This is a genomic window from Saccharothrix sp. CB00851, from assembly GCF_001905065.1.
Taxonomy (GTDB): Bacteria; Actinomycetota; Actinomycetes; order Mycobacteriales; family Pseudonocardiaceae; genus Actinosynnema.
In genome coordinates this window covers 49,358-68,909 of sequence record NZ_LWLC01000020.1, presented here as the reverse complement: position 1 = coordinate 68,909, position 19,552 = coordinate 49,358, and the positions used below count along the sequence as shown (strand labels likewise).

Genomic DNA, 19,552 nt, shown 5'->3' with positions numbered 1-19,552 from the left:
CCCGCCAACCGTCGTGAACGACTCGCAGGAGGACACCGTGGGCTGGCTCAGCGCCCAATCCCAATCCGGGCACGCTTCCGGCTACCAGGTGCGGCTCGGGGAGAACGGGCGCGTCCAGTGCCGCAACGGCAAGGGCAAGCTCCTCTCCTCGGTGCCCGCGTCGCTCAAGGACGACCCCAGGGTCGTGCAGTTGCGGCAGCTCGCCGAGTGGCTGTCCCGGCACCGGGCCGAGTGCCTGGCCGCCGTGGACGGCTGGATGGTCCGCTCGCTGCCGGTGCCCGCGGCACTGATCGCCGAGGTCTGGGCGGACGCCGCGTGGGCCGACGCGTTGCGCGACCTCGTCGTCACCGCCGACGACGGCACGGGCGCGGAGACCGGGTTCCTGCGCGACGCCGACCCCGAACGGGGGCTGGGCGTGGTCACCCTCGACGGCGACACGCGCCGGCTGAAGCCCGAGGTGGTGCGCATACCGCACCCGGTGCTGCTGGACGACCTGGAGGAGCTGCGCGAGTTCGGCGCGGAACTGGGCGTCGAGCAGAAGGTGCAGCAGCTGTTCCGGCAGACGTTCGCCAAGCCCGCCGGACTGGCGGGCAAGACCTCGGTGGACGACTACGCCGGCGGCAAGTTCGAGCAGCTCAACCACGCGCTGAGCCGCTGTCGCACGCTCGGCTACCCGGTGCGCGGCGGCGAGGCGGTCTACTCCGCGTTCGAGGACGGCCGGGTGGTGGAGGCCCGCTACTGGCTCGGCTCGGACTACCCCGAGTCCGAGGCGTGGACCGGCCACCTGGCCTGGTCGCTGGAGGACGGAACCGCGGTGCCGCTCAGCGACGTCGGACCGGTCGCGTGGTCCGAGGGGATGCGCATGGCGGCGGCGATCCACGCCGGTCGCGTCGTCGAGGAAGCGGTGGTGGCGTGAACGACCTCAGCCCGAAGGCCCTGATCGCGGCCGGCGCCGTGCTGCCCGGCACCGCCGACGTCGGCGAGGACCGCGACACCATCACCGCCCGCCACTACACCCACGAAGGCCTGGACGGCCAGGTCGTGGTCCGGCTGGTGCCCGCCGTGCTCGGCCGCGCCGAGGACCTGACCTGCGAGTACCTCGGGTTCGAGGCGCCCTCCCGGGTCGCCGACGTCGGCACCGGCAAGCGCAGCGCGCTCGGCTTCCCCGCGTGGGCGCTGGTGAACGACCCGGCCAACGCCCACCACGCGCTCAACCTGGTCAAGGACGTCGAACGGCTGGCCCGCACCGCCAAGTCCAAGGCGGGGTCGGCGAAGGACGGTTTCACCAGGCTCGGCGAGATGCTCGGTCGGTCCGCGCCGCACTTCCTGCCCACGTTCTACGAGCAGGCCGGGCGGATCTTCCTGCAGCACGGCAACACCTCCTACGCGGCGAGCATGTTCGGCAAGGCCCGCGAGGCGGAGGAGGTGCACGACCTGGCGGTCGACCCGGAACGCACGCGCGAGGTGTTCCTGGAGTTCGCGTTCGCCGGCGCGCTGACCGCCAAGGCGCTGTCCGCGCACGCCAAGGGCCTGGCCCGCAAGCACGACCCGGATGCGGCCTACGAGCTGTTCTTCACGCTGTGCGTGGAGCGCACGCGCGGTGGCCTGCCGCCGTACACGGGGATGCCGGAGGACGTGCGGCGGCTGGCCAAGGCCGCCAAGCGCGACCTCGCGGCCGAGGACCGGCGGCTGCTGCGCGAGATCCTCGACAGTTCCTCGATCAGCCGCGCGGGCGGCGCGTTCTGGAAGTCCTACCGCGCCTCGCTGGTGGCGCTGGCGAAGGACGACGCGGCGGTGCGCGGTCGGCTGCTGTCGTTCGTGCCCGACTCGGACACCGTGCTCGACCTGTGGCTGGAGATCCTGACCGATTGCGGCGCCACCCGTGCCCTGATCGGGCCGGACGAGGTGCAGGCGCACCCGGCCGAGTGGCTGTCGTCGGTGCTGGCGGTCCGCGAGTCGGGGTGGCGCGCCACCGGGCGGTCGGTGCGGCTGCTGGAGCTGGTCGAGGCGATGGCGGACCGGCTCGTGGCCGACGGCGTGCCGGTCCGCACGCTGCGCTACTACCGCCAGTTCGACCTGGACGTGCTGGACCTGCTGGTGTCGCGGGACGTGCCGATCGCGGACGACGGCGGACGGGGCCGCGATCTCGACGTCGCCGGGTGGTTGGCCGACGACGCCCCCGGCCGCCGCGACCTGTCCGCGCTGGCCGCGTCCGAGCGGTTCGGCGGCAAGCTCGGCGACGGGTTCATCGCCCACGCCCGCTCCAAGATCCGCGGGAACGCCGTCGCCTTGGACGTGCTGTCGTCCGCCATGGCCACGCCGGGGCTGCGCAGCGCGCTGGGCTCGTGGATCGGCGCGCACGCCGGACGCGTCGCCGCCACCGGTCTGCCCGACCTGACCGACCACCTCGACCGGCTGGCCGTCGTGCGGTTGCCCGAGGCGTACGTGGACGTGCCCGAGGTGGCCGAGGCGCTGGCCCGCACCGATGTCGCCGCCGCCCTGCACACGACGCTGCGCGCGGGCCTGCTGGACGAGCTGGGGTGGCCCGCGCTGGAGGAGGCCGTCGAACGGCTGCGGTCGGCGGGCGCGCCCAAGGACGACGGCGTCGTGATGGTGTGCGGCGAAGGCTGGCCCGCCCTGGTGCTGCGCCGCGGCGAGACGTTCGTCGTGGTCGGCCCGGACGGCGTGCTCGCCGAGCACCTGTCCCGCATCCCGGCCGACGCCCGGCACCGCTGGGGGTTCGCGCCCGCCGCGTCCTGGTTCGACGGTGTGCTGCTGGTGCGCTGGCAGGGCCCGGACGGCGAGTTGGCGTACTGGAGCGACGCGCCGGACCACGTCTTCGAGCTCGGCGAGCGCAACTCGGGCTTCTACCGCAACTCCGAGCCGACGGCCTCGATCGCGCTGCCCGGCGGCGGCCGGTTCGCCGGGCGGCGGGCCGTGCACCCCGGTGACACGGTCGTGCCGAGGCCGGCGGAGGCGCACGGCGATGGTGCCGCGGTGTGGACCCCGCTCTGGCACGACCAAGCCTGGCGCTGGTTCGAGGTCGACCCGGCCAGCGGTGAACGCGGTCGCGCGAGCCTGCCCCGGTTCGTGGAGGACTTCGCCGCCGACGGCGCGACGCTCGTGCTCGGCAGCTGCGACCTGCGACCCGCCGCGCCCGGCACCGGCGACAGCCCGCTCGGCACGGCCGACGGCCTGCACGGCTGGCGGGCGCGCCGCGAGGCGGACGGCTCGCACGTCGGCGAGGGCGTGGACGGCCGCCGGGTCCGGCTCTCCCACTGCCCGATCGGCCTGCTGCGGCTGCCCGGTGGCGCGGAGGTGGCGCTGACCGGCGGGCGCGCGTCGATGGTCCTGTTCGACCCTCAAGGCACCAGGCTGGCCGCCCTGTCGGCTGCGGAGCAGCACCCGCAGTACGCGACCGGCACGCCGTTCGTGCCGCCGCTGGACTGGTGGCACCTCCTGCGGCCCCGGGACGAGGCCGGTTCGGCCGCGCTGCGCGGCGTGACGCGTGAGGCGGTCGACCGGATGCTCGCCGCCGCGCGGGAGGAAGGGCCGGACAAGCGCACGATCCGCGAGCGGCTGACCGCGCTGGTCAAGGGCGAGCGCGACGGGCTGGCCGGCGTCGTCGCCGCGGCACTGCCCGGCCTCACCCACCCCGCGCTCATCTCCGGCGTGGTGGGCCTGGTCCGCCGCGCCGCCAAGCTGGAGCGTTCGTACCGCGGCTACGCCGAGATCGCCACGGCGGCCCGCGAGGTCGACCCGGTCCTCGCGCCCACCGGGCCGGACGTCACCGAGGACCAGGTCAACGCCGCGCTCAACTGGTTCGGCGGCTACCGGTCCTACAACTCGCGCGGCCCGGTGCCGACGCCGCTGCCCGCGTTGATCGCCGCGCTCGCCGAGGCGGTCGAGCGGCCTGGGGAACGCGCCCTGCCCCAGTCGAACGCGCCGCGCTGGTTCGACGTGCTGCCGCACCTCGCCGCGCTGGCCCACCGCGCCGCGTCACCGCTCACCCCGGACGACGAGCGCGCCGCGCTCGCGCTGGTGCTGCGGTCCGTCGCGGACGGCGGCCTGGCCGACGGCGCCGGCCACTGGCGCACCGTCGGCGTGGTCGTCCACAAGGGACAGACCAACCCGAAGGACCGGGTGACGCCGGTGCGCGACGGGTTCATCGCCCTGTTCGAGACCCGGTGGCGCAACGATCCGGGCAGCCGGTTCGACGGCGTGCAGTTCACCCGCACGCCGGGCGTGTTCGACCTGCCGAAGGACTGGCACGTCGAGACGGACGTGGAGGTGCGCACCGCGTTCGGGCCCGAGCGGGTGGCCCGGTTCCTCGACGTGCTCGCCGAGCGCGGCCCCGCGCCGTGGTTCCCGGAGGCGGTGCCCGCGCTGGTCGAGCGGACCGGCCTGGGCACGGCCGAGGCGACGTTGCTGCTGGCCGGGCTGCCCAACGTGGACCGGCGGGACGCGAACTTCCTCGCCAGCGCCGACCGGCACCTGCTCGGCCTGTCCGCGGCAGGCGCCAAGGCGGCCAAGGAGCGGTTCCGCGGGCTGGCCGACTGGTTCCGGCTCCGGCTGGTCGCCGCCGCCGTGCCCGCCGACCCGGCCGACCTGTGGACCAGAGGCCCGGACGTGGCCGCGGTCGCCGAGGTGTGGACCGCCGAGTTCGGCCGGCGCACGGCCGTGCCGGACGACGTGCTGGTGGACGCGGCGAAGCTGCTGAACCTGCGCAACGCCGGCGAGTACGTGGCCGGTGTGGTCAACCCCGACCTCACGCCGTGGCTCACCGTGGACGCCGAGATGACGTTCACCGGCACGGCGCTGAAGTACCGCCGCTCGGAGGGGTTCGACCGGGCGGCGCTGCGGGCGGTGCCGGAGACGCTGGCGTGGCTGGCGCACCGGCTCCCCGCGGGCTCGCCGCTGCGACCGCGGTTGGCCGAGGCGTTGACCTTGGCGCGACTGCGGGTGGCGCACCCCGGTTTCGCCCTGGACCTCAGCTCGTGGGTGTCGGTGGAGAAGCTCTGCGCGCTGCTGGGGACCGACGTGCCCGCCGACGGCGAGGTGTACACCTACCACGACTGGCTGGAGCTGGCCCGCACGCGCGACGAGTACTGCCGGCTGGTGGCCAGGCCGGGTCTCGTGGGACCGGCCGATGTCGACCTGTTCGTGGCCGTGGTGGAGCTGACCGGTGCCCGCGACGTGCTGCGCATGCTGGAGCGGCTGGTCGACGACCGCCTCACCGCACTGTGCGCGGTACCGGCGCCCGAAGGCGTCGACCCGGCCGCCTACCACCAGGACCCGACGGTGTCGGTGCCCGCGCTGGTGGTCGAGGTCGCGACGAGGTTCGACCTCACCCAGGACGCGGCGGCGCTGTACCTGCAGCTGCTGGCCCTGCCCGACCCGACGGACGCGAACGTGGCCCGGTGGACCGGGTGGAAACCCGCACGCCTGCGCGAGGCTCGGGCCGCGCTCGCCGAGACCGACCTGGTGCTCACCGCGAAGCGGGCGCGGGCCGGGCGGTCGCTGTTCCTGCCCGGCGGCTGGCTGGCGCTGTCCTCGCCGCACCTGCCGCTGGAGCAGTGGAAGACGCCGATGTTCGACTACACGCCCGGTGGGCCCGGCGTGATCGTGCCGCTCGAACCCGTCGCCGACCTGTTCGCCCGCGCCTGGCAACGGGTGCTCGACGGCGACGCGCCCGCCTACGAAGAGCTCAAGACCGGAGGACGCAGGTGACCGCACCCAGGCAGGTGGAACCGGCCGAGGACGCCTACCGGGAGGAGTTGGCGTTCCTCGCGGCCTACGACAGCGGCCCCCGGCCGCCGGGGTGGCGGCTCACCCCGCGTGCCGTGGTGACGTTTGTGATGGGCAGCGGTGAGGTGTTGGCGCTGCCCAAGGGAGTCTCGGTGGACGGCGTGCCGTCCCGGCTGGCGATCAGCCCCAAGTTCGTCGGCGAACGGGCGCTGGTCGAGCGTGCCGTGGTGACGCTGGCGGGCGAACGCGGCCTGCTGCTGGTCGGCGAACCCGGCACGGCCAAGTCGATGCTGTCCGAACTGCTGGCGGCTGCCGTGTCCGGCACCAGCCAGCTCGTCGTGCAGGGCACCGCGGGCACGACCGAGGACCAGCTGCGCTACGGCTGGAACTACGCGTTGCTGCTGGCCGAGGGGCCGAGCCCGCGTGCGCTGGTGCCGTCACCGGTGTTCACCGCGATGCGCGGCGGCGGCGTGGTCCGGGTGGAAGAGGTCACCCGGTGCCTGCCGGAGGTGCAGGACGCGTTGGTGTCGATCCTGTCCGACCGGCGCATCGCGGTGCCCGAGCTGTCCGGTACCGACGGCGCGACCGTGCACGCCGCGCCCGGCTTCACCGTGATCGCCACGGCGAACCTGCGCGACCGGGGCGTGTCGGAGATGTCCGCGGCGTTGAAGCGCCGGTTCAACTTCGAGAACGTCGGGCCCATCGGCGACCTGGCCGCCGAGACGGCGCTGGTGCGGCGGCAGGCCACCGCCGCGCTGGACCGGGTCAGCGCGCCCTTCGCGGTGGACGACGTGGTGCTGGAGGTGCTGGTCACCGCGTTCCGGGACCTGCGCAACGGCGTGTCGGAGGAGGGGTGGGCGGTCGAACGGCCGTCCACGGTGATGAGCACGGCGGAGGCGGTGTCGGTCGCCACCTCGCTCGGGCTGGCCGGCGCGTACTTCCCGGGCGACCGCGACCCGCTGTCGCTGCTGCCCGGCCACCTGCTCGGCGTGGTCCGCAAGGACGACCCGAGCGACGCGGCCCGGCTGCTCGGCTACTGGGACGGCGCGGTGCGGCGGCGGGCCGAGTCCGGCGCGCGCACCTGGCGACAGTTGTGGGAACTCCGTGACGTCCTCGATGCGTGAGCTGGCAGACCACCGGCACCCGTACCTGATCGGGGTGCGGCACCACTCGCCCGCGCTGGCGGCGGTGGTGCCCGCCCTGTTGGACGCGTTCGCGCCCGAGGTGCTGCTGGTCGAGCTGCCGGAGGAACTGGGGGAGTGGCTGCCGTTCCTGGCCGATCCCGACCTCGTCGCGCCGGTCGCGCTGTCCGGCGCGTCGCCCGGCGGTGGCCTGGCGTTCTACCCGTTCGCGGACTTCTCGCCGGAGTTGGCCGCGGTCCGCTGGGCGCGGGCCAACGGCGTCGAGGTCCGGCCGTGCGACCTGCCGCTCGCCCTGCGCGGTGACGGGCACCGGCCCGCCGAGCGGGGCGCGACGCCGTTGACCGACGCGTTGCGCGGCGCGACGACCGGCCGTGACGGCGACGACCTGTGGGACCGGCTGGTCGAGGCGGCCGCGCCCGGCCAGACGCCGGAAGCCGTGCGGCGGGCGGCGTTGATGGTCGGCTGGGCGTTCCGGCAGGACGCCGACGTCGACCCGTACGACCTGTGCCGGGAGGCGTGGATGCGGCGGGCCGTGCGAGGGGTGGACGGACGGCGTTGCGCGGCGGTGGTCGGGTCGTTCCACGCGGCGGCGTTGCTGGACGGGCCGGTGGACGACTCGCCGGTGCCCGCGGCCGACGTCGTCACGTCGTTGGTGCCGTACGGGTTCGCGTTGCTGGACGAGCGTTCCGGCTACCCGGCGGGCATCCGCGACCCCGAGTGGCAGCAGGCCGTGCTGGAGGCGGCGGGCGACCCGGGCGCGGTCGAGGCCGCCGCCGCGTCGGTGGTCGTGCGGATCTGCGCTCGGGTGCGGGAACTGGGCCACCCGGCCGGTCCCGGCGAGGCGCGGGAGGCGCTGCGGCTGGCGGTCGACCTGGCCCGGCTGCGCGGTCTGCCCGCGCCCGGTCGCGGTGAACTGGTGGAGGCGGTGCAGAGCGTGCTGACCCACGCCGAGCCGCTGGGCCGCGGTCGGGTGGTGGCCCGGGCCGCCGGTGACGTGCTGGTCGGGCACCGGACCGGGGTGCTCGCGCCGGGCACGCCCCGGTCCGGTCTGGCGCCGGCGGTGGAGTCTTTGGTCGAGGGGTTGAAGCTGCCCGGCCCGGACTCGCGGGAGCCGGTGTCGTTGCGGCTGGACCCGTTGCGGTCGGCGCTGGACGCGCGGCGCGAGGTGGCGTTGCGGCGGTTGACCGTGCTCGGCGTGACCTACGGCGAGGAGACCGCGACCACGGGCGTCGGCGGTGCCGACGCGCTCACCACCCGCTGGGCGGTGGCGTGGACCCCGGCGACCGCGGCGACGTTGCCGGTGGCGGGGCTGTGGGGTGCGACGTTGGAGCTGGCCGCGGCCGGCCGGTTGCGGGCCCGCCGCGCCGAACGCGACCAGCACGGCGGACACACACCCGGTGCGGTGCTGGCCGATCTCGTGGACGCGGCGCTGTGCGGGTTGCCCGACGTGGTGAACACGCTGTTGGCCGACGCGGCGATCGTGCTGCCGGCGTCGGCGACGTTGCGGGAACTGTTGGCGGGACTGGACCTGCTCGACCGGTTGCGTGCCGGTCACGTGCCCGGGACGCCCGGCGACGTGCTCGACGGGCACCCGTCGCTGGCGCGGGAACTGGAGACGGCGGCCGTGGCGCAGCTCGACGGGCTGGCCGGGTCGGAGGACGTCGCCGACGCGCGGGCGCTGGTGGAGCTGGGGCAGCGGCCCGAGGTGCACGGGCTGCGGCTCGAAGCGTGCCTGCGGACGTTGGCCGACACGGGCGCGCCGCTGATCGCCGGTGCGGCGGGTGCGGCCCGGGTGCTGCTCGGCCTGGTGCCGCCGTCGGCGCTGGGGGAGCGGGTGGCGTCTTGGGTGGACGGTGCGTCGACGCCGGAGCGGCGGGGCGTGCTGCGGCGAGCGCTCACCGGGGTGCTCGCGGCGGCCGGGCCGTTGCTGGAGACGCCGGAAGCGCTGACACCACTGCTGGACCGGGTGGAGGGGTTGGCGGACCGGGAGTTCCTGGAGCGGCTGCCCGCGTTGCGCGGTGCGTTCACGTCGGTCGGGCCTGCGGCGCGGGCTCGCGTGCTGGCGGTGGTCGAGGGACGCACCGGTGAGCGGGTCGACGCGGTCGGCGCGCCCGACCCGGAGCTGCTGGCGGTGTGGTTGGCAGCCGAGCACGCCGCCGTGGACGCCTTGCGGGCGCACGGTTTGCTGCCGCACCGCGAGGTCGCGTCGGCCGACGCGGGCGAGCGGTCGGTCGGAGCCGCCGGTGGGAGTGTGTCGCCCGCGGCCGGTAGGGGTGTGTCGCTTGCCGAGGCGGCGGCTGAGGGAGGGTTGCCCGCGGAGGTGGCCGGCGAAGGCGCGTTGTCCGGGGCCGGTAGGAGCGAGTTGCCTGAGGCGGTCGGTGAGGGTGGGGTGGCCGCCGAGGTGACCGGTGCGGGTGGGCTGCCCGTCGCGGTCCGGTGGCGGTTGGTGTTGGGTGCGAACGGTGACCGTCCGGCGGGGGCGGGTCGGTTCGCGGCCGCGTTGGACGAGCTGTATGGGCGTGACGGGGGTGAAGGCGCGGCGCGGGGCGATCTCGGGGCCGACCGCTCCAGCCCGTTCCCCGGCGTGCGCGAGTGGTCCGAGGAGCTGCGGGACCTGTTCGGCGAGCGCGTCCGGGAGGAAGTCCTGGCCGCGGCGGCGGAAGGTGGGCGGCTGGAGGCGGCACTGGAGATCGACCCCGGGTCGGTGCGGCCGTCGGTGGACCTGCTGCGCAACGTGCTGTCGTTGGCGGGTGGGTTGTCGGAGTCGGCGCTGGCGCGGCTGCGGCCGTTGGTGGCACGGCTGGTGCGCGAGCTGACCGACCAGTTGGCCAACCGGGTGAAGCCCGCGCTGACCGGGATCCAGCTGCCGACGCCGACGCGGCGACCCGGTGGTCGGCTGGACCTGCCGCGCACCCTGCGGGCCAACCTCGCCACCGCCCGCCGTGACGCCGAGGGGCGGGTCGTGGTCGTGCCGGAACGGCCGGTGTTCCGCACCCGCGGGCGCAAGGCGAACGACTGGCGGCTGGTGCTGGTGGTGGACGTGTCGGGGTCGATGGAGTCGTCCACGGTGTGGGCGGCGCTGACCGCGTCGGTGTTCGCCGGGGTGCCCGCGCTGTCGACGCACTTCCTGGCGTTCTCCACCGAAGTCGTAGACCTGAGCGACCGGGTCGCCGACCCGTTGTCGTTGCTGCTGGAGGTCCGGGTGGGCGGCGGCACCCACATCGCGGGAGCGTTGCGCCACGCCCGTTCCCTGGTGACCGTGCCGGAGAGGACGATGGTGGTACTGGTCAGCGATTTCGAGGAGGGCGGTCCGGTCGGGCCGCTCGTCGGGCAGGTGCGGGAACTGGTCACGTCCGGCGTGACGGTGCTCGGCTGCGCGAGCCTCGATGACCGCGGCGTCGCCCGCTACTCCACGTCGGTAGCGGGCGCGCTGGTCGCGGCGGGCATGCCGGTCGCCGCCCTCAGCCCGCGGGAGCTGGCCCGTTGGGTGGGGGAGAAGGTGCGCGGATGAGCGTGCCACCGGTGTTCCCGGCGGTGGTGGGCGACGTGCTCGACGCCCTGCCTCCCCGGCTGCGCAAACGGGTCGACGCGTCGCTGGGGCGCGTGGCCGAGTGGACCGTGACCGCGGCCGACGACACGGCCCGGGCCGTCCTCGATCCCGAGACCACGCTCACCTGGACGTTGCACGGAGGTGTGCTCACGGCGGCCGACGACCTGGTGTGCAGTTGCCTGCTCGCGCCGAAGTGCCTGCACCGGGGCGTGGCCGTGGCGGCGGCCGACGTCGCCGACGCGGTCGCGGAGGAGCCGGCCGCGGTGCCCGACGAGCCGGCTCCCGTCGTGGTCGAGACGATCTCCGACGACGAGCGTGCGGCGGCGGGCGCGCTCTGGGCGGCGTGCGCGACGGTGCTCCGCGCGGGTGCCACGGGCAGTGGCGCGGTGGTGCGGGCCGAACTGCTGCGCGCCGTGCACACCGCCCGCGTCGCGGGCCTGCACCGGGCCGCCGCCAACGGCCTGCGCATCGCCGCCACCCTGGCCGCCGCGCGGTCGGGCGACCCGACGTTCGACCGCGAGGCGCTGACCGCCGAACTGGTCGAGCTGATGGTGCTCTGCCACGACCTGCGCACGGGCACCGGCCCGGCGGCCGAGCTGCGCGGCACGGCCCGGCGCGAGTACCGGCCGATCGGCTCGCTGCGTCTGTACGGCCTGTGCACCGAGGCGGTCGTCGCCGGTTCGGGTTACGCCGGTGTCGTCACGCACCTCGTGGACGACGGCGGCGTGCTGTGGACCGTGCCCGCGATCATGCCCGGCGGCGCGGAACGGGTCGCCGCCGCCGCGAGCGGACCGGTGGCGATCGGCGAGTCCGGGCTCAGCCACCGTGACCTGGGCCGTTCGGGCCTGCTGCTGTCCGGCGGCACGGCGTCGTCGGACCACCGGCTCGGCGCGGGCAAGGCCGTCCGCGCGGTGGCCGCGTCCGCCGCGTCGTGGGACGAGCCGCCGTTGGCCGACCTGTGGGCGCGGCCGTTGCCGGATCAGGTGACGTGTGCCTTCCAGGCGCACACCCGACCCGAGTCCCACCGTCCCGCGGGCGCGGACCTGCTGTTCGTCGCGGGGACCGTGCTCGGCGCGGCGGGCGACGCGGTGCGGCTGGGCACTGACGAGGCCTACGTGGACCTGGTCGGCGCGAACAGCCGGGCGCGGGAGAACCTGCGGGTGCTCGCCGACGCGCCGGGGCTGCGGCTGCGTGCCGTGGCACGCCTGCGGCCCGACCGCCCCGGCACGGCGGTCGCGCTGGCCGTCGCCGGGGAACTCGACCTGCCCACCGACCTGCGCCACCACGTCGACCTGGGCCTGGACCAGCTGCAGCGGTCCCACGTCGCCGGTGACGGCACCCGCGCACTGCCACCTCGGCCGGAACCCACCGACCGCGTCCCACCCCCGGTCCGTCCGCTGGAGAACGTGTTGCACCGCATCGCGCTGGGCGGACGCGCCGTGGCGGCCGTCGCCTCCGCCGAACCTGCGGTCCGCGCCCTCACCGGCAACGGCCTCACCGCCACGGCCGACCTGCTGGCGGACCTGGCCGCCGCCTCGCGCGACCGCGGCCGGGACGCCTTCGGTCGGGTGATCCGCGACGAGAGCGACGACTTCCCGCTCGCGTGGCTGCGCGCGGGCCTGCACGTCCGCGAGTTCACCCGTGCCGCCGCCCGGCGCGCGTGGCTGGCGGCGGTCGAACGGTGACCGCGGCCCGGCTCGACACGTGACGAGCGCCACGCGGTGCGACCGGCGGGCGTACCTGGTCCGGATCACCGCCCGCCAGGCGTTGCACCGGCTGCGGGCGCTGGGTCGGCGCAAGGAGTCGTACGTCGGCTCGTGGCTGCCCGAGCCGTTGCTGACCGCGCCCGACGTGGCGGCGGACGTCGAACTGGCCGACAGCGTCTCGATGGCGATGCTGCTGGTGCTGGAGACGCTGGCGCCGACCGAGCGGGCGGTGTTCGTGCTGCGCGAGGTGCTCGGCTACGACGAGATCGCCGCGTTCCAGCGGGCGGTCGACACCGGCGACCTGCAGGGGCTGCTCGACATCCTCGCGCCCGACGTCGTGCTGCTGGGTGACGGCGGCGGGGTCGTCCGCACCGCGACGCGGCCCGTCGTGGGAGCCGACAGGGTGGCTCGCCTGCTGGCGGGCCGGCTGGGCAGGCTCGCCGCCGCCTCGCTGCACCCGGTAGAGGTCAACGGCCACCCGGCGTTGGTCCTCCGGCTCGACGGCGAGGTCGACACCGTCCTGGCGGTGCGCGTGGACGACGGGCTCGTCACCGGCATCTACGCCGTGCGCAACCCCGCGAAGCTCTCGCACCTGGACCGGGAAACCGCCCTGGACCGGTGAGCGCCTTCCCGCGATCCCTATGCTGTGATCATGTCGAAGCCGCCCGCCGGTCCCCTGTGCACGCGGGAGTCGATCGGCTCCCAGCTCGGCGAACTGGGCCTGCGGTCGGGTGACACCGTCCTCGTCCACTCCTCGTTGAGTTCACTCGGCTGGGTCTGCGGCGGTGCCAACGCCGTCGTCCTGGCCCTGCTCGACGTCCTGGGTGAGGGCGGCACGCTCGTCGTGCCCACGCAGTCCGGCGACAACTCCGACCCGTCGGCGTGGCGGAACCCGCCCGTGCCCGAATCGTGGTGGGCCGACATCCGCGCTTCGATGCCGCCGTACGACCCGCGCACGACCCCGTCGAGAGGCATGGGCGTGGTCGCGGAGGTCGTGCGGACCTGGCCGGGAGCGCTGCGCAGCGCCCACCCGCAGACGTCGTTCGCCGCCGTCGGCCCGCGTGCCGCCGACGTCGTGGCCGACCACGCCCTCGACTGCCAGCTCGGCGAGCACAGCCCGCTCGCCCGGTTGGCGGCGATGGGTGCGCGCGTGCTCCTCCTGGGCGTCGGCTTCGACTCCTGCACCGCGTTCCACCTGGCCGAGTACCGCCTTCCGGCGCGGGACGTCGACAACTCCTTCGCCATCACGACCTCGGCAGGCCGGCGCTGGGAAACCGTCCGCGACATCGCCCTGCGCAATGACGACTTCGCGGACCTGGGCGCGGCCTTCGCCGCGGAACGGCCGGTCGTCCGCGGCCGGGTGGGCGCCGCCACCACCTGGTTGTTCCCGATGGCGGATGCCGTCGCCTACGCCGAAGCCTGGCTATCCGAGCACCGCAAGCCCTGACGCGGCGGTCAGCGGTGTTCGTAGGCGAGGTTGGTCCCGGTGACGGCACGTTCCGCGGTGATCACCGTGTCACCGACGAGCAGCGCGCGGTCGTCCACCAGCGGTGTGCCGTCCTCGCCCCGGCTGAGCCGGCAGCTCAGCAGGGCGGGTGAGCCGGGCTCGCGCTGGAGCACGCGGGCCTGGTCGGCGGTCAGCGCGACGGCCTGGATCGTCTCGCTCGCCTGCCGCACCGGCCGACCCGACTCCTCCAGGAGCCGGTAGAGCGAGTGCCGGCGCAGCTGCTCGGCGCCGATCCCCAGTTCCTCGGGGAGGTACGACGTCTGCAACAGCAGCGGGACCGCGTGGGTGCGGCGCAGCCGTTCGACCGCCAGCACCCGATCTCCTTCCGCGACACCCAACCGCGTGCCCACGTCCGCCGGCGGCACGACGAGCCGCGCGTCCAGCACCTCGGTCTCCAGCTCGATGCCCTGCTCGACCAGGTCCTGCGACAGGCTGCGCAACCCGGTGAGGCCGTAGGCGAACGCGGGCCGCCGCGCGAACGTGCCCACCCCGTGCCGGGTCTCCAGCAGCCCGTCGGCCTCCAACGCCTGGATCGCCTGCCGCACGGTCATCAACGAGACGTCGAACTCCTCGACGAGCTCCCGTTGCGCGGGCAGCGGCGCGTCCGGCGGGTAGCGGCCGTCGGCGATCCGGTCGGCCAGCACCCGGTAGATCGCGAGGTACTTGGGCACGCGCGTCTCGTACTCGCGGCCCGTGCGCCGCCCGTCGTTCACCGGTGGACACTCCCGACTCTCAGCCCCCCGCCGGGGAATGGTGCCCGAAGGAATCGGGCCCCGAGGATAGCGCCCGGCGGAACGCGGCCACCTCCTCCACGACCTCGGCCACCGGCGCGCCGTCGACGAGCATCCGCATCAACACCGAGCCGATCACCACACCGTCGGCGTCCGCGCAGGCCTCCACCGCTTGCGCGATCGTGGAGATGCCGAACCCGGTCACCACCGGCAGCTCGGTCATGCCCTTCAGCCGCCGAGCCGTCTCCCGTGCCGTCGCGGGCAGGTCGGCGCGTTCACCGGTGATCCGCATCGAGCTCATGCAGTAGACGAACCCGGACGACGCACGGGCGATCTCCCGGCACCGGTCGTCACCGCACGCCGGGGCAGCCAGCAGCACGGCCGCGATCCCGGCTGCCGCGGCACGTGCCCGGTACTCCGCCGACTCCTCCAGCGGCAGGTCCGGCACGATCGCACCGCGCACGCCCACTGCCGCCAGGTACTCCACGAACCCGCCGACACCGCGTTCGGGCGTCAACGTCATGGCCACGTTCGCGTAGGTCATGACGACGAGCGGCACGTCGAGGTCGAGCCCGGCCAGCTCGTCCAGCAACGCCCTCGGCCGTCCGCCACGTGCGGTGGAGAGCGCGGCGGCCCGCTGCACCGTCGGCCCGTCCAGCATCGGGTCGGAGAACGGCAGGCCGATCTCGACCGCGTCCGCACCGGCCCGCGCCGCACCGCGCACCAGGTCGAGCCAGTCCGGTACGACACCCGCCATCACGTACGGGATCAACAGCGGGCGCCCACCGGCCCGCAAGGTCAACGCGACGCTCATCGCAGGTGCTCCCTGATCTGCTGGATGTCCTTGTCACCGCGGCCGGACAACGTGACGAGCACCGTCGTCCCGGCCGCCAGCTCGCCGGTCGCGGCGGCGTCGACCACCCACGCCAGGGCGTGCGCCGATTCGAGCGCCGGGAGGATCCCCTCGGTCCTGGTCACCAGCTTCAACGCCCGCAGCGCCTGGTCGTCGGTCACGCTCGTGTAGTGCACGCGACCGGTCTCGGCGAGGTGCACGTGCTCCGGGCCGACGCCCGGGTAGTCCAGCCCGGCCGAGATCGAGTGCGCTTCGAGCACCTGGCTGTCGTCGTCCTGCAGGAAGTGCGACATGAACCCGTGCAGCACGCCGAGCTTGCCCTTGTCGACCGCGCTGCCGCCGGCCGCCTCCACCCCGACCAGCCGGGCGGGCGTGTCGGCGAACCCGGCGAACGTGCCCGCCGCGTTCGACCCGCCGCCGACACAGGCGACCACGACTTCCGGTACCGCCCGGGGCAGCCGCACGGCGCACTGGGCGCGTGCTTCGTCACCGATGACGCGCTGGAACTCGCGCACCATCCACGGGTACGGATGCGGTCCCATGGTGGAGCCGACGCAGTAGTGCGCGTGCTCGGTCTCGTTCACCCACGCGCGCAGCGCGCCGTTGGTCGCCTCCTTCAAGGTGCCACCGCCGTTCGCGGACGTCTCGGGCACGACCTCGGCGCCGAGCAGTTCCATCCGGAAGACGTTCACCGCCTGCCGCCGCACGTCTGTGTGTCCCATGTGGACGGTGCACGCCAGGCCGAGCAGCGCGGCGGCGGTGGCCGTGGCGACGCCGTGCTGCCCGGCCCCGGTCTCCGCGATCAGCTTCCGCTTGCCCATGCGCCGGGCCAGCAACGCCTGGCCGAGCACGTTGTTGATCTTGTGCGAGCCGGTGTGCGCGAGGTCTTCCCGCTTCAGCAGCACGCGCACGCCCAACGCGTCGGACAGGCGCGGGCACTCCGTCAACGGCGTGGGTCGACCCACGTACGTCTCCAGAAGTCGTCGGTACTCCGCCGTGAACGCCGCATCGGACCACGCCTCGCGGAACGCCGCCTCCACCGCCTGGGCTGCGGGTATCAGTGCTTCCGGCAGGTAACGCCCGCCGAACCTCCCGAACCGACCGGCCGCGTCGGGTGCGCTCATCACGCCGGTGCTGACTCTCTGACTGAACACTTCTAGAACTCTAGAACTCTCCGATCGGCACGGCAAGCACTTTCGGTGAGCGGCCGGTCAGGGCGTGGCCGGAGCGTTCCGCTTGGCCCGGCGGCGACGCACGACCACGACGGCGCCGGTCAGCGCCAAGGTCAGGAGGATCAACGGCACCGCCGGGTACGGCCACGGCAGGTGGACGTACTCCTTGACGATCACCAGCTCGCGGTGCGGCTCGTCGGTGGCGGAACGGGTGAAGCGGATGTCGTCGGTGATCAGCTTCGGGCTCAGCTCCGCGTCGTAGCGGGTCAGGAAGCGCGGTCCGGTCAACGCGGCGGAGAGCGTCGGGTACTGCGGGTCGGGCTTCACCTCGCCCGCGAACGTCAGGTCGGGTGCCGCGCCCTCGGGTGCCGGGTTGCTGATGTCCATCCGGTGGTCGGCCAGCACGTACAGGCGCAGTGGCTGCCTGCGCTCGGCGGTGGCCGAGAGCCGCATCGGGTAGACCGGCGTGTCGGTCTCGAACGTCAGCCGCATCGGCGGCAGCCCGGAGGCGAGGCTGCCGGACGTCGGGGCCAGTCGCACCGCGACGACGAGCCAGCCCTCCGCGAGGTACGGCGCGAGCGCGCCTCCCAGGGCTGTGGGCAGGGTGAAGTCGTTGTCGCCCAACCACTGCGTCACGGCGGTGGCGTCAGTGCCGGCGAGCTGGGCGACCTCGTACGGGCCGATCTCGACGCGGTCGACGACGGTGGCGCCGGGAGCGGACCGCGGGGGAGCGCCACCGCCTTCCCCGTCCACCACGACGCGCCGCACCTCGACGTCCGGCCGGCTGATCCGGTCGAGTTCGGCGAACAGCTCACCGTCGGCCATCTCGAACCGGGCGCGGGTGGGAACCGGCATGAGGAACGCCGCCTGCGTCGCGTCGGACCGAGCCTGCACCGCGAGGGTGATCGACTCCGTCCGGCCGGTCAGCTCCACCAGTGCTGTCTCCTGCACGGCGTTCAGCTTGTCGTTGGCGACGAACGCGCCGCAGGCGCACGCGCCGGACATCGCGGGATTGCCCACCACCATCGCGAGGACGAGCGCGAGCACCGCCGCCATGCGGATCGCCATACGGCCGTTTGCCATGGTCGGTCAGACGCGGACGTCCCGATCGGGGTTCCGCGCCGCGACTTACTGGCTTATTGCGTATATGCGTGACTGCGCAGATATGCTCCCAGGGTGATCGCGGATCTTGAGACCCCTGCCGTGGACCGCACCGACGACGGCGCCCGACCGCGTGGCCGGACCGGGGCCTGGTCGTTGCCCGAGGTGCGGTGGGCGACCACGGCCACGGTGTTGTTCGGGCTGGGCTTGCTGACCCAGCTCGCGGATGGTCCGGCGTGGGCCTGGTGGGGCCTCTACCTGGCCTGTTACGTCTCGGGTGGGTGGGAGCCCGCCTGGTCCGGCTTGCGGGCGCTGCGGGAGAAGACCCTCGACGTCGACCTGCTCATGGTGGCCGCGGCGATCGGCGCCGCCGCCATCGGGCAGGTGTTCGACGGTGGTCTGCTGATCGTCATCTTCGCCACCTCCGGCGCTTTGGAGGCGATCGCGACGAAACGCACCGAGGACTCCGTCCGCGGGCTGCTCGACCTCGCGCCGGAGCGGGCCACCCGCCTCACCCCGGCCGGTGAGGAGACCGTCGACACGGCACTGCTGCGGGTCGGTGACGAGATCCTGGTGCGGCCCGGCGAGCGCATCGGCGGCGACGGTGAGGTGGTCGACGGCGCGAGCGAGGTCGACCAGGCCACCATCACCGGCGAGCCGCTCCCGGTCGACAAGGCCGTCGGGGACGAGGTCTTCGCCGGGACCCTCAACGGCACGGGTGTGCTGCGCGTGCGGATCACCCGCCCGGCCGCGGACACGGTGATCGCCCGCATCGTCGCGATGGTCGAACAGGCGAGCGCGACCAAGGCCCGCACGCAGCTGTTCATCGAGAAGGTGGAGCAGCGCTACTCGATCGGCATGGTCGCGGCGACCGTGGCCCTGTTCGTCGTCCCGCTGCTGTTCGGGGCCGCGTTCGAACCGACGTTGCTGCGCGCCATGACGTTCATGATCGTCGCCTCACCGTGCGCCGTGGTGCTGGCCACCATGCCGCCGTTGCTGTCCGCGATCGCCAACGCCGGGCGGCACGGGGTGCTGGTGAAGTCCGCCGTGGTGCTCGAACAGCTCGGCACCGCGACCGCGGTGGCGTTCGACAAGACGGGCACGCTCACCGAAGGCACCCCGCGGCTGGCCGAGGTGCGCACCCTCGCCGGGTTCACCGACGACGAGGTGCTCGCGCTGGCCGCCGCGGTGGAGCACCCGTCGGAGCACCCGCTGGCACGCGCCGTGGTCGCCGCCGCACGTGACGCGGGGCTGTCGTTGCGTTCCGCCGACGACTTCTCGTCCACTCCGGGACGGGGCGTCACGGCCCGGGTCGGCGGGCAGCTGGTCGAGGTCGGCAGCCCCGCGCACCTCGCCGGCGAGGACGCGGAACGGACGTGCGCCGAGGAGTTGGAGCGGGCCGGGCACACGGCGGTGGTCGTGCGCGTCGACGGCCGTGCGGTGGGGGTGCTCGGGCTGTCGGACCGGCTGCGGCCGGGTGCCGCCGACACCGTCGCCCGGCTCGGCGCGCTGACCGGGACGCGACCGGTCCTGCTCACCGGCGACAACCCGCGTGCCGCCGCCCTGCTCGCCGCCGAGGTGGGCGTGACCGACGTCCGCGCCGGTCTGCTGCCCCAGGACAAGGTCACCGCCGTGCGCGAGCTGGAGGCGGCGGGGGAGAAGGTGGTGCTGGTCGGCGACGGCGTCAACGACGCCCCGGCGCTGGCCACCGCCCACGTCGGGATCGCGATGGGCCGCGCGGGCTCCGACCTCGCCCTCGACACCGCGGACGCGGTCATCACCCGTGACGACCTGACCACCGTTCCCGCGGTGATCGCCCTGGCCCGCCGGGCGCGCAGGCTGGTCGTGGCGAACCTGGTCGTCGCCGGCACGTTCATCGGCGTGCTGGTGGCCTGGGACCTGCTGGGCACCCTGCCGCTGCCGCTCGCGGTGGCCGGTCACGAGGGCTCCACTGTCATCGTCGGGCTCAACGGACTGCGCCTGCTCCGCCGTGCCGCCTGGCAGCGTGCCGCCCGGTCGGGAGCCGCCGGTTGAGACCGGTC

Annotated in this window: 12 protein-coding genes; 8 read left to right on the top strand and 4 right to left on the bottom strand. The window is 74.5% G+C overall.

The features are described from left to right. The first annotated feature begins 13 nt into the window (after positions 1–13). From A6A25_RS20240 to A6A25_RS20210, 7 genes are read left to right on the top strand one after another with little or no spacing between them, the layout of a single operon-like run. Entirely contained in the window at positions 14–916 is a 903-nt protein-coding gene (locus A6A25_RS20240) for a DUF4132 domain-containing protein (RefSeq protein WP_241828810.1), read from the top strand. Beyond that, positions 913–5,730: a hypothetical protein gene (locus A6A25_RS20235; RefSeq protein ID WP_073892253.1), complete on the top strand. Its 4,818-nt coding sequence runs from the start codon at positions 913–915 to the stop codon at positions 5,728–5,730. Before A6A25_RS20240 ends, A6A25_RS20235 begins: the two co-directional genes overlap by 4 nt. Continuing rightward, positions 5,727–6,872, top strand: a complete 1,146-nt coding sequence (locus A6A25_RS20230) for an ATP-binding protein (RefSeq protein WP_073892251.1) — start codon at positions 5,727–5,729, stop codon at positions 6,870–6,872. The genes A6A25_RS20235 and A6A25_RS20230 overlap by 4 nt, the downstream gene beginning before the upstream one ends. Then, positions 6,865–10,401 (top strand): DUF5682 family protein, encoded by a 3,537-nt coding sequence (locus tag A6A25_RS20225; RefSeq protein WP_073892249.1) that lies wholly within the window; start codon positions 6,865–6,867, stop codon positions 10,399–10,401. The genes A6A25_RS20230 and A6A25_RS20225 overlap by 8 nt, the downstream gene beginning before the upstream one ends. Beyond that, positions 10,398–12,125, top strand: coding sequence for a hypothetical protein (locus A6A25_RS20220; RefSeq protein WP_073892247.1), 1,728 nt, complete (start codon positions 10,398–10,400; stop codon positions 12,123–12,125). The genes A6A25_RS20225 and A6A25_RS20220 overlap by 4 nt, the downstream gene beginning before the upstream one ends. A 19-nt stretch (positions 12,126–12,144) precedes the next feature. After that, positions 12,145–12,768 carry a hypothetical protein gene (locus tag A6A25_RS20215; protein WP_241828809.1) on the top strand — a complete coding sequence of 208 codons (624 nt, stop codon included), beginning with the start codon at positions 12,145–12,147 and terminating at the stop codon, positions 12,766–12,768. A 30-nt stretch (positions 12,769–12,798) separates the two neighbouring features. Continuing rightward, positions 12,799–13,593, top strand: a complete 795-nt coding sequence (locus A6A25_RS20210) for an aminoglycoside N(3)-acetyltransferase (RefSeq protein ID WP_198932782.1) — start codon at positions 12,799–12,801, stop codon at positions 13,591–13,593. A gap of 8 nt (positions 13,594–13,601) precedes the next feature. Here A6A25_RS20210 and A6A25_RS20205 read toward each other — a convergent pair whose 3' ends face one another. The 4 genes from A6A25_RS20205 to A6A25_RS20190 all read right to left on the bottom strand — a co-directional run bounded on the left by A6A25_RS20205 (position 13,602) and on the right by A6A25_RS20190 (position 17,477). Continuing rightward, the gene (locus A6A25_RS20205; protein ID WP_083668492.1) at positions 13,602–14,366 is read right to left on the bottom strand and encodes a GntR family transcriptional regulator; all 765 of its coding nucleotides are present in this window, start codon (positions 14,364–14,366) and stop codon (positions 13,602–13,604) included. Between the two features lie 19 nt (positions 14,367–14,385). Further along, positions 14,386–15,198: a tryptophan synthase subunit alpha gene (gene trpA, locus A6A25_RS20200; RefSeq protein ID WP_073892243.1), complete on the bottom strand. Its 813-nt coding sequence runs from the start codon at positions 15,196–15,198 to the stop codon at positions 14,386–14,388. Continuing rightward, entirely contained in the window at positions 15,195–16,361 is a 1,167-nt protein-coding gene (gene trpB / locus A6A25_RS20195) for a tryptophan synthase subunit beta (protein WP_073892241.1), read from the bottom strand. Before trpB ends, trpA begins: the two co-directional genes overlap by 4 nt. Before the next feature lie 87 nt (positions 16,362–16,448). Further along, positions 16,449–17,477: a DUF2330 domain-containing protein gene (locus A6A25_RS20190; RefSeq protein ID WP_158073770.1), complete on the bottom strand. Its 1,029-nt coding sequence runs from the start codon at positions 17,475–17,477 to the stop codon at positions 16,449–16,451. 135 nt (positions 17,478–17,612) lie between these two features. On the opposite strand from A6A25_RS20190, the gene A6A25_RS20185 reads away from it, so the two are divergent. Then, positions 17,613–19,544 carry a heavy metal translocating P-type ATPase gene (locus tag A6A25_RS20185; protein ID WP_241828813.1) on the top strand — a complete coding sequence of 644 codons (1,932 nt, stop codon included), beginning with the start codon at positions 17,613–17,615 and terminating at the stop codon, positions 19,542–19,544. The last annotated feature ends 8 nt before the right edge of the window (positions 19,545–19,552 follow it).

Excerpts from the sequence above, each read along its gene's own strand:
- trpB (WP_073892241.1), bottom strand. The coding sequence starts at position 16,361 with ATGAGCGCACCCGACGCGGCCGGTCGGTTCGGGAGGTTCGGCGGGCGT.
- trpA (WP_073892243.1), bottom strand. The coding sequence starts at position 15,198 with ATGAGCGTCGCGTTGACCTTGCGGGCCGGTGGGCGCCCGCTGTTGATC.
- A6A25_RS20210 (WP_198932782.1), top strand. The coding sequence starts at position 12,799 with ATGTCGAAGCCGCCCGCCGGTCCCCTGTGCACGCGGGAGTCGATCGGC.
- A6A25_RS20190 (WP_158073770.1), bottom strand. The coding sequence starts at position 17,477 with ATGGCGATCCGCATGGCGGCGGTGCTCGCGCTCGTCCTCGCGATGGTG.
- A6A25_RS20225 (WP_073892249.1), top strand. The coding sequence starts at position 6,865 with ATGCGTGAGCTGGCAGACCACCGGCACCCGTACCTGATCGGGGTGCGG.
- A6A25_RS20220 (WP_073892247.1), top strand. The coding sequence starts at position 10,398 with ATGAGCGTGCCACCGGTGTTCCCGGCGGTGGTGGGCGACGTGCTCGAC.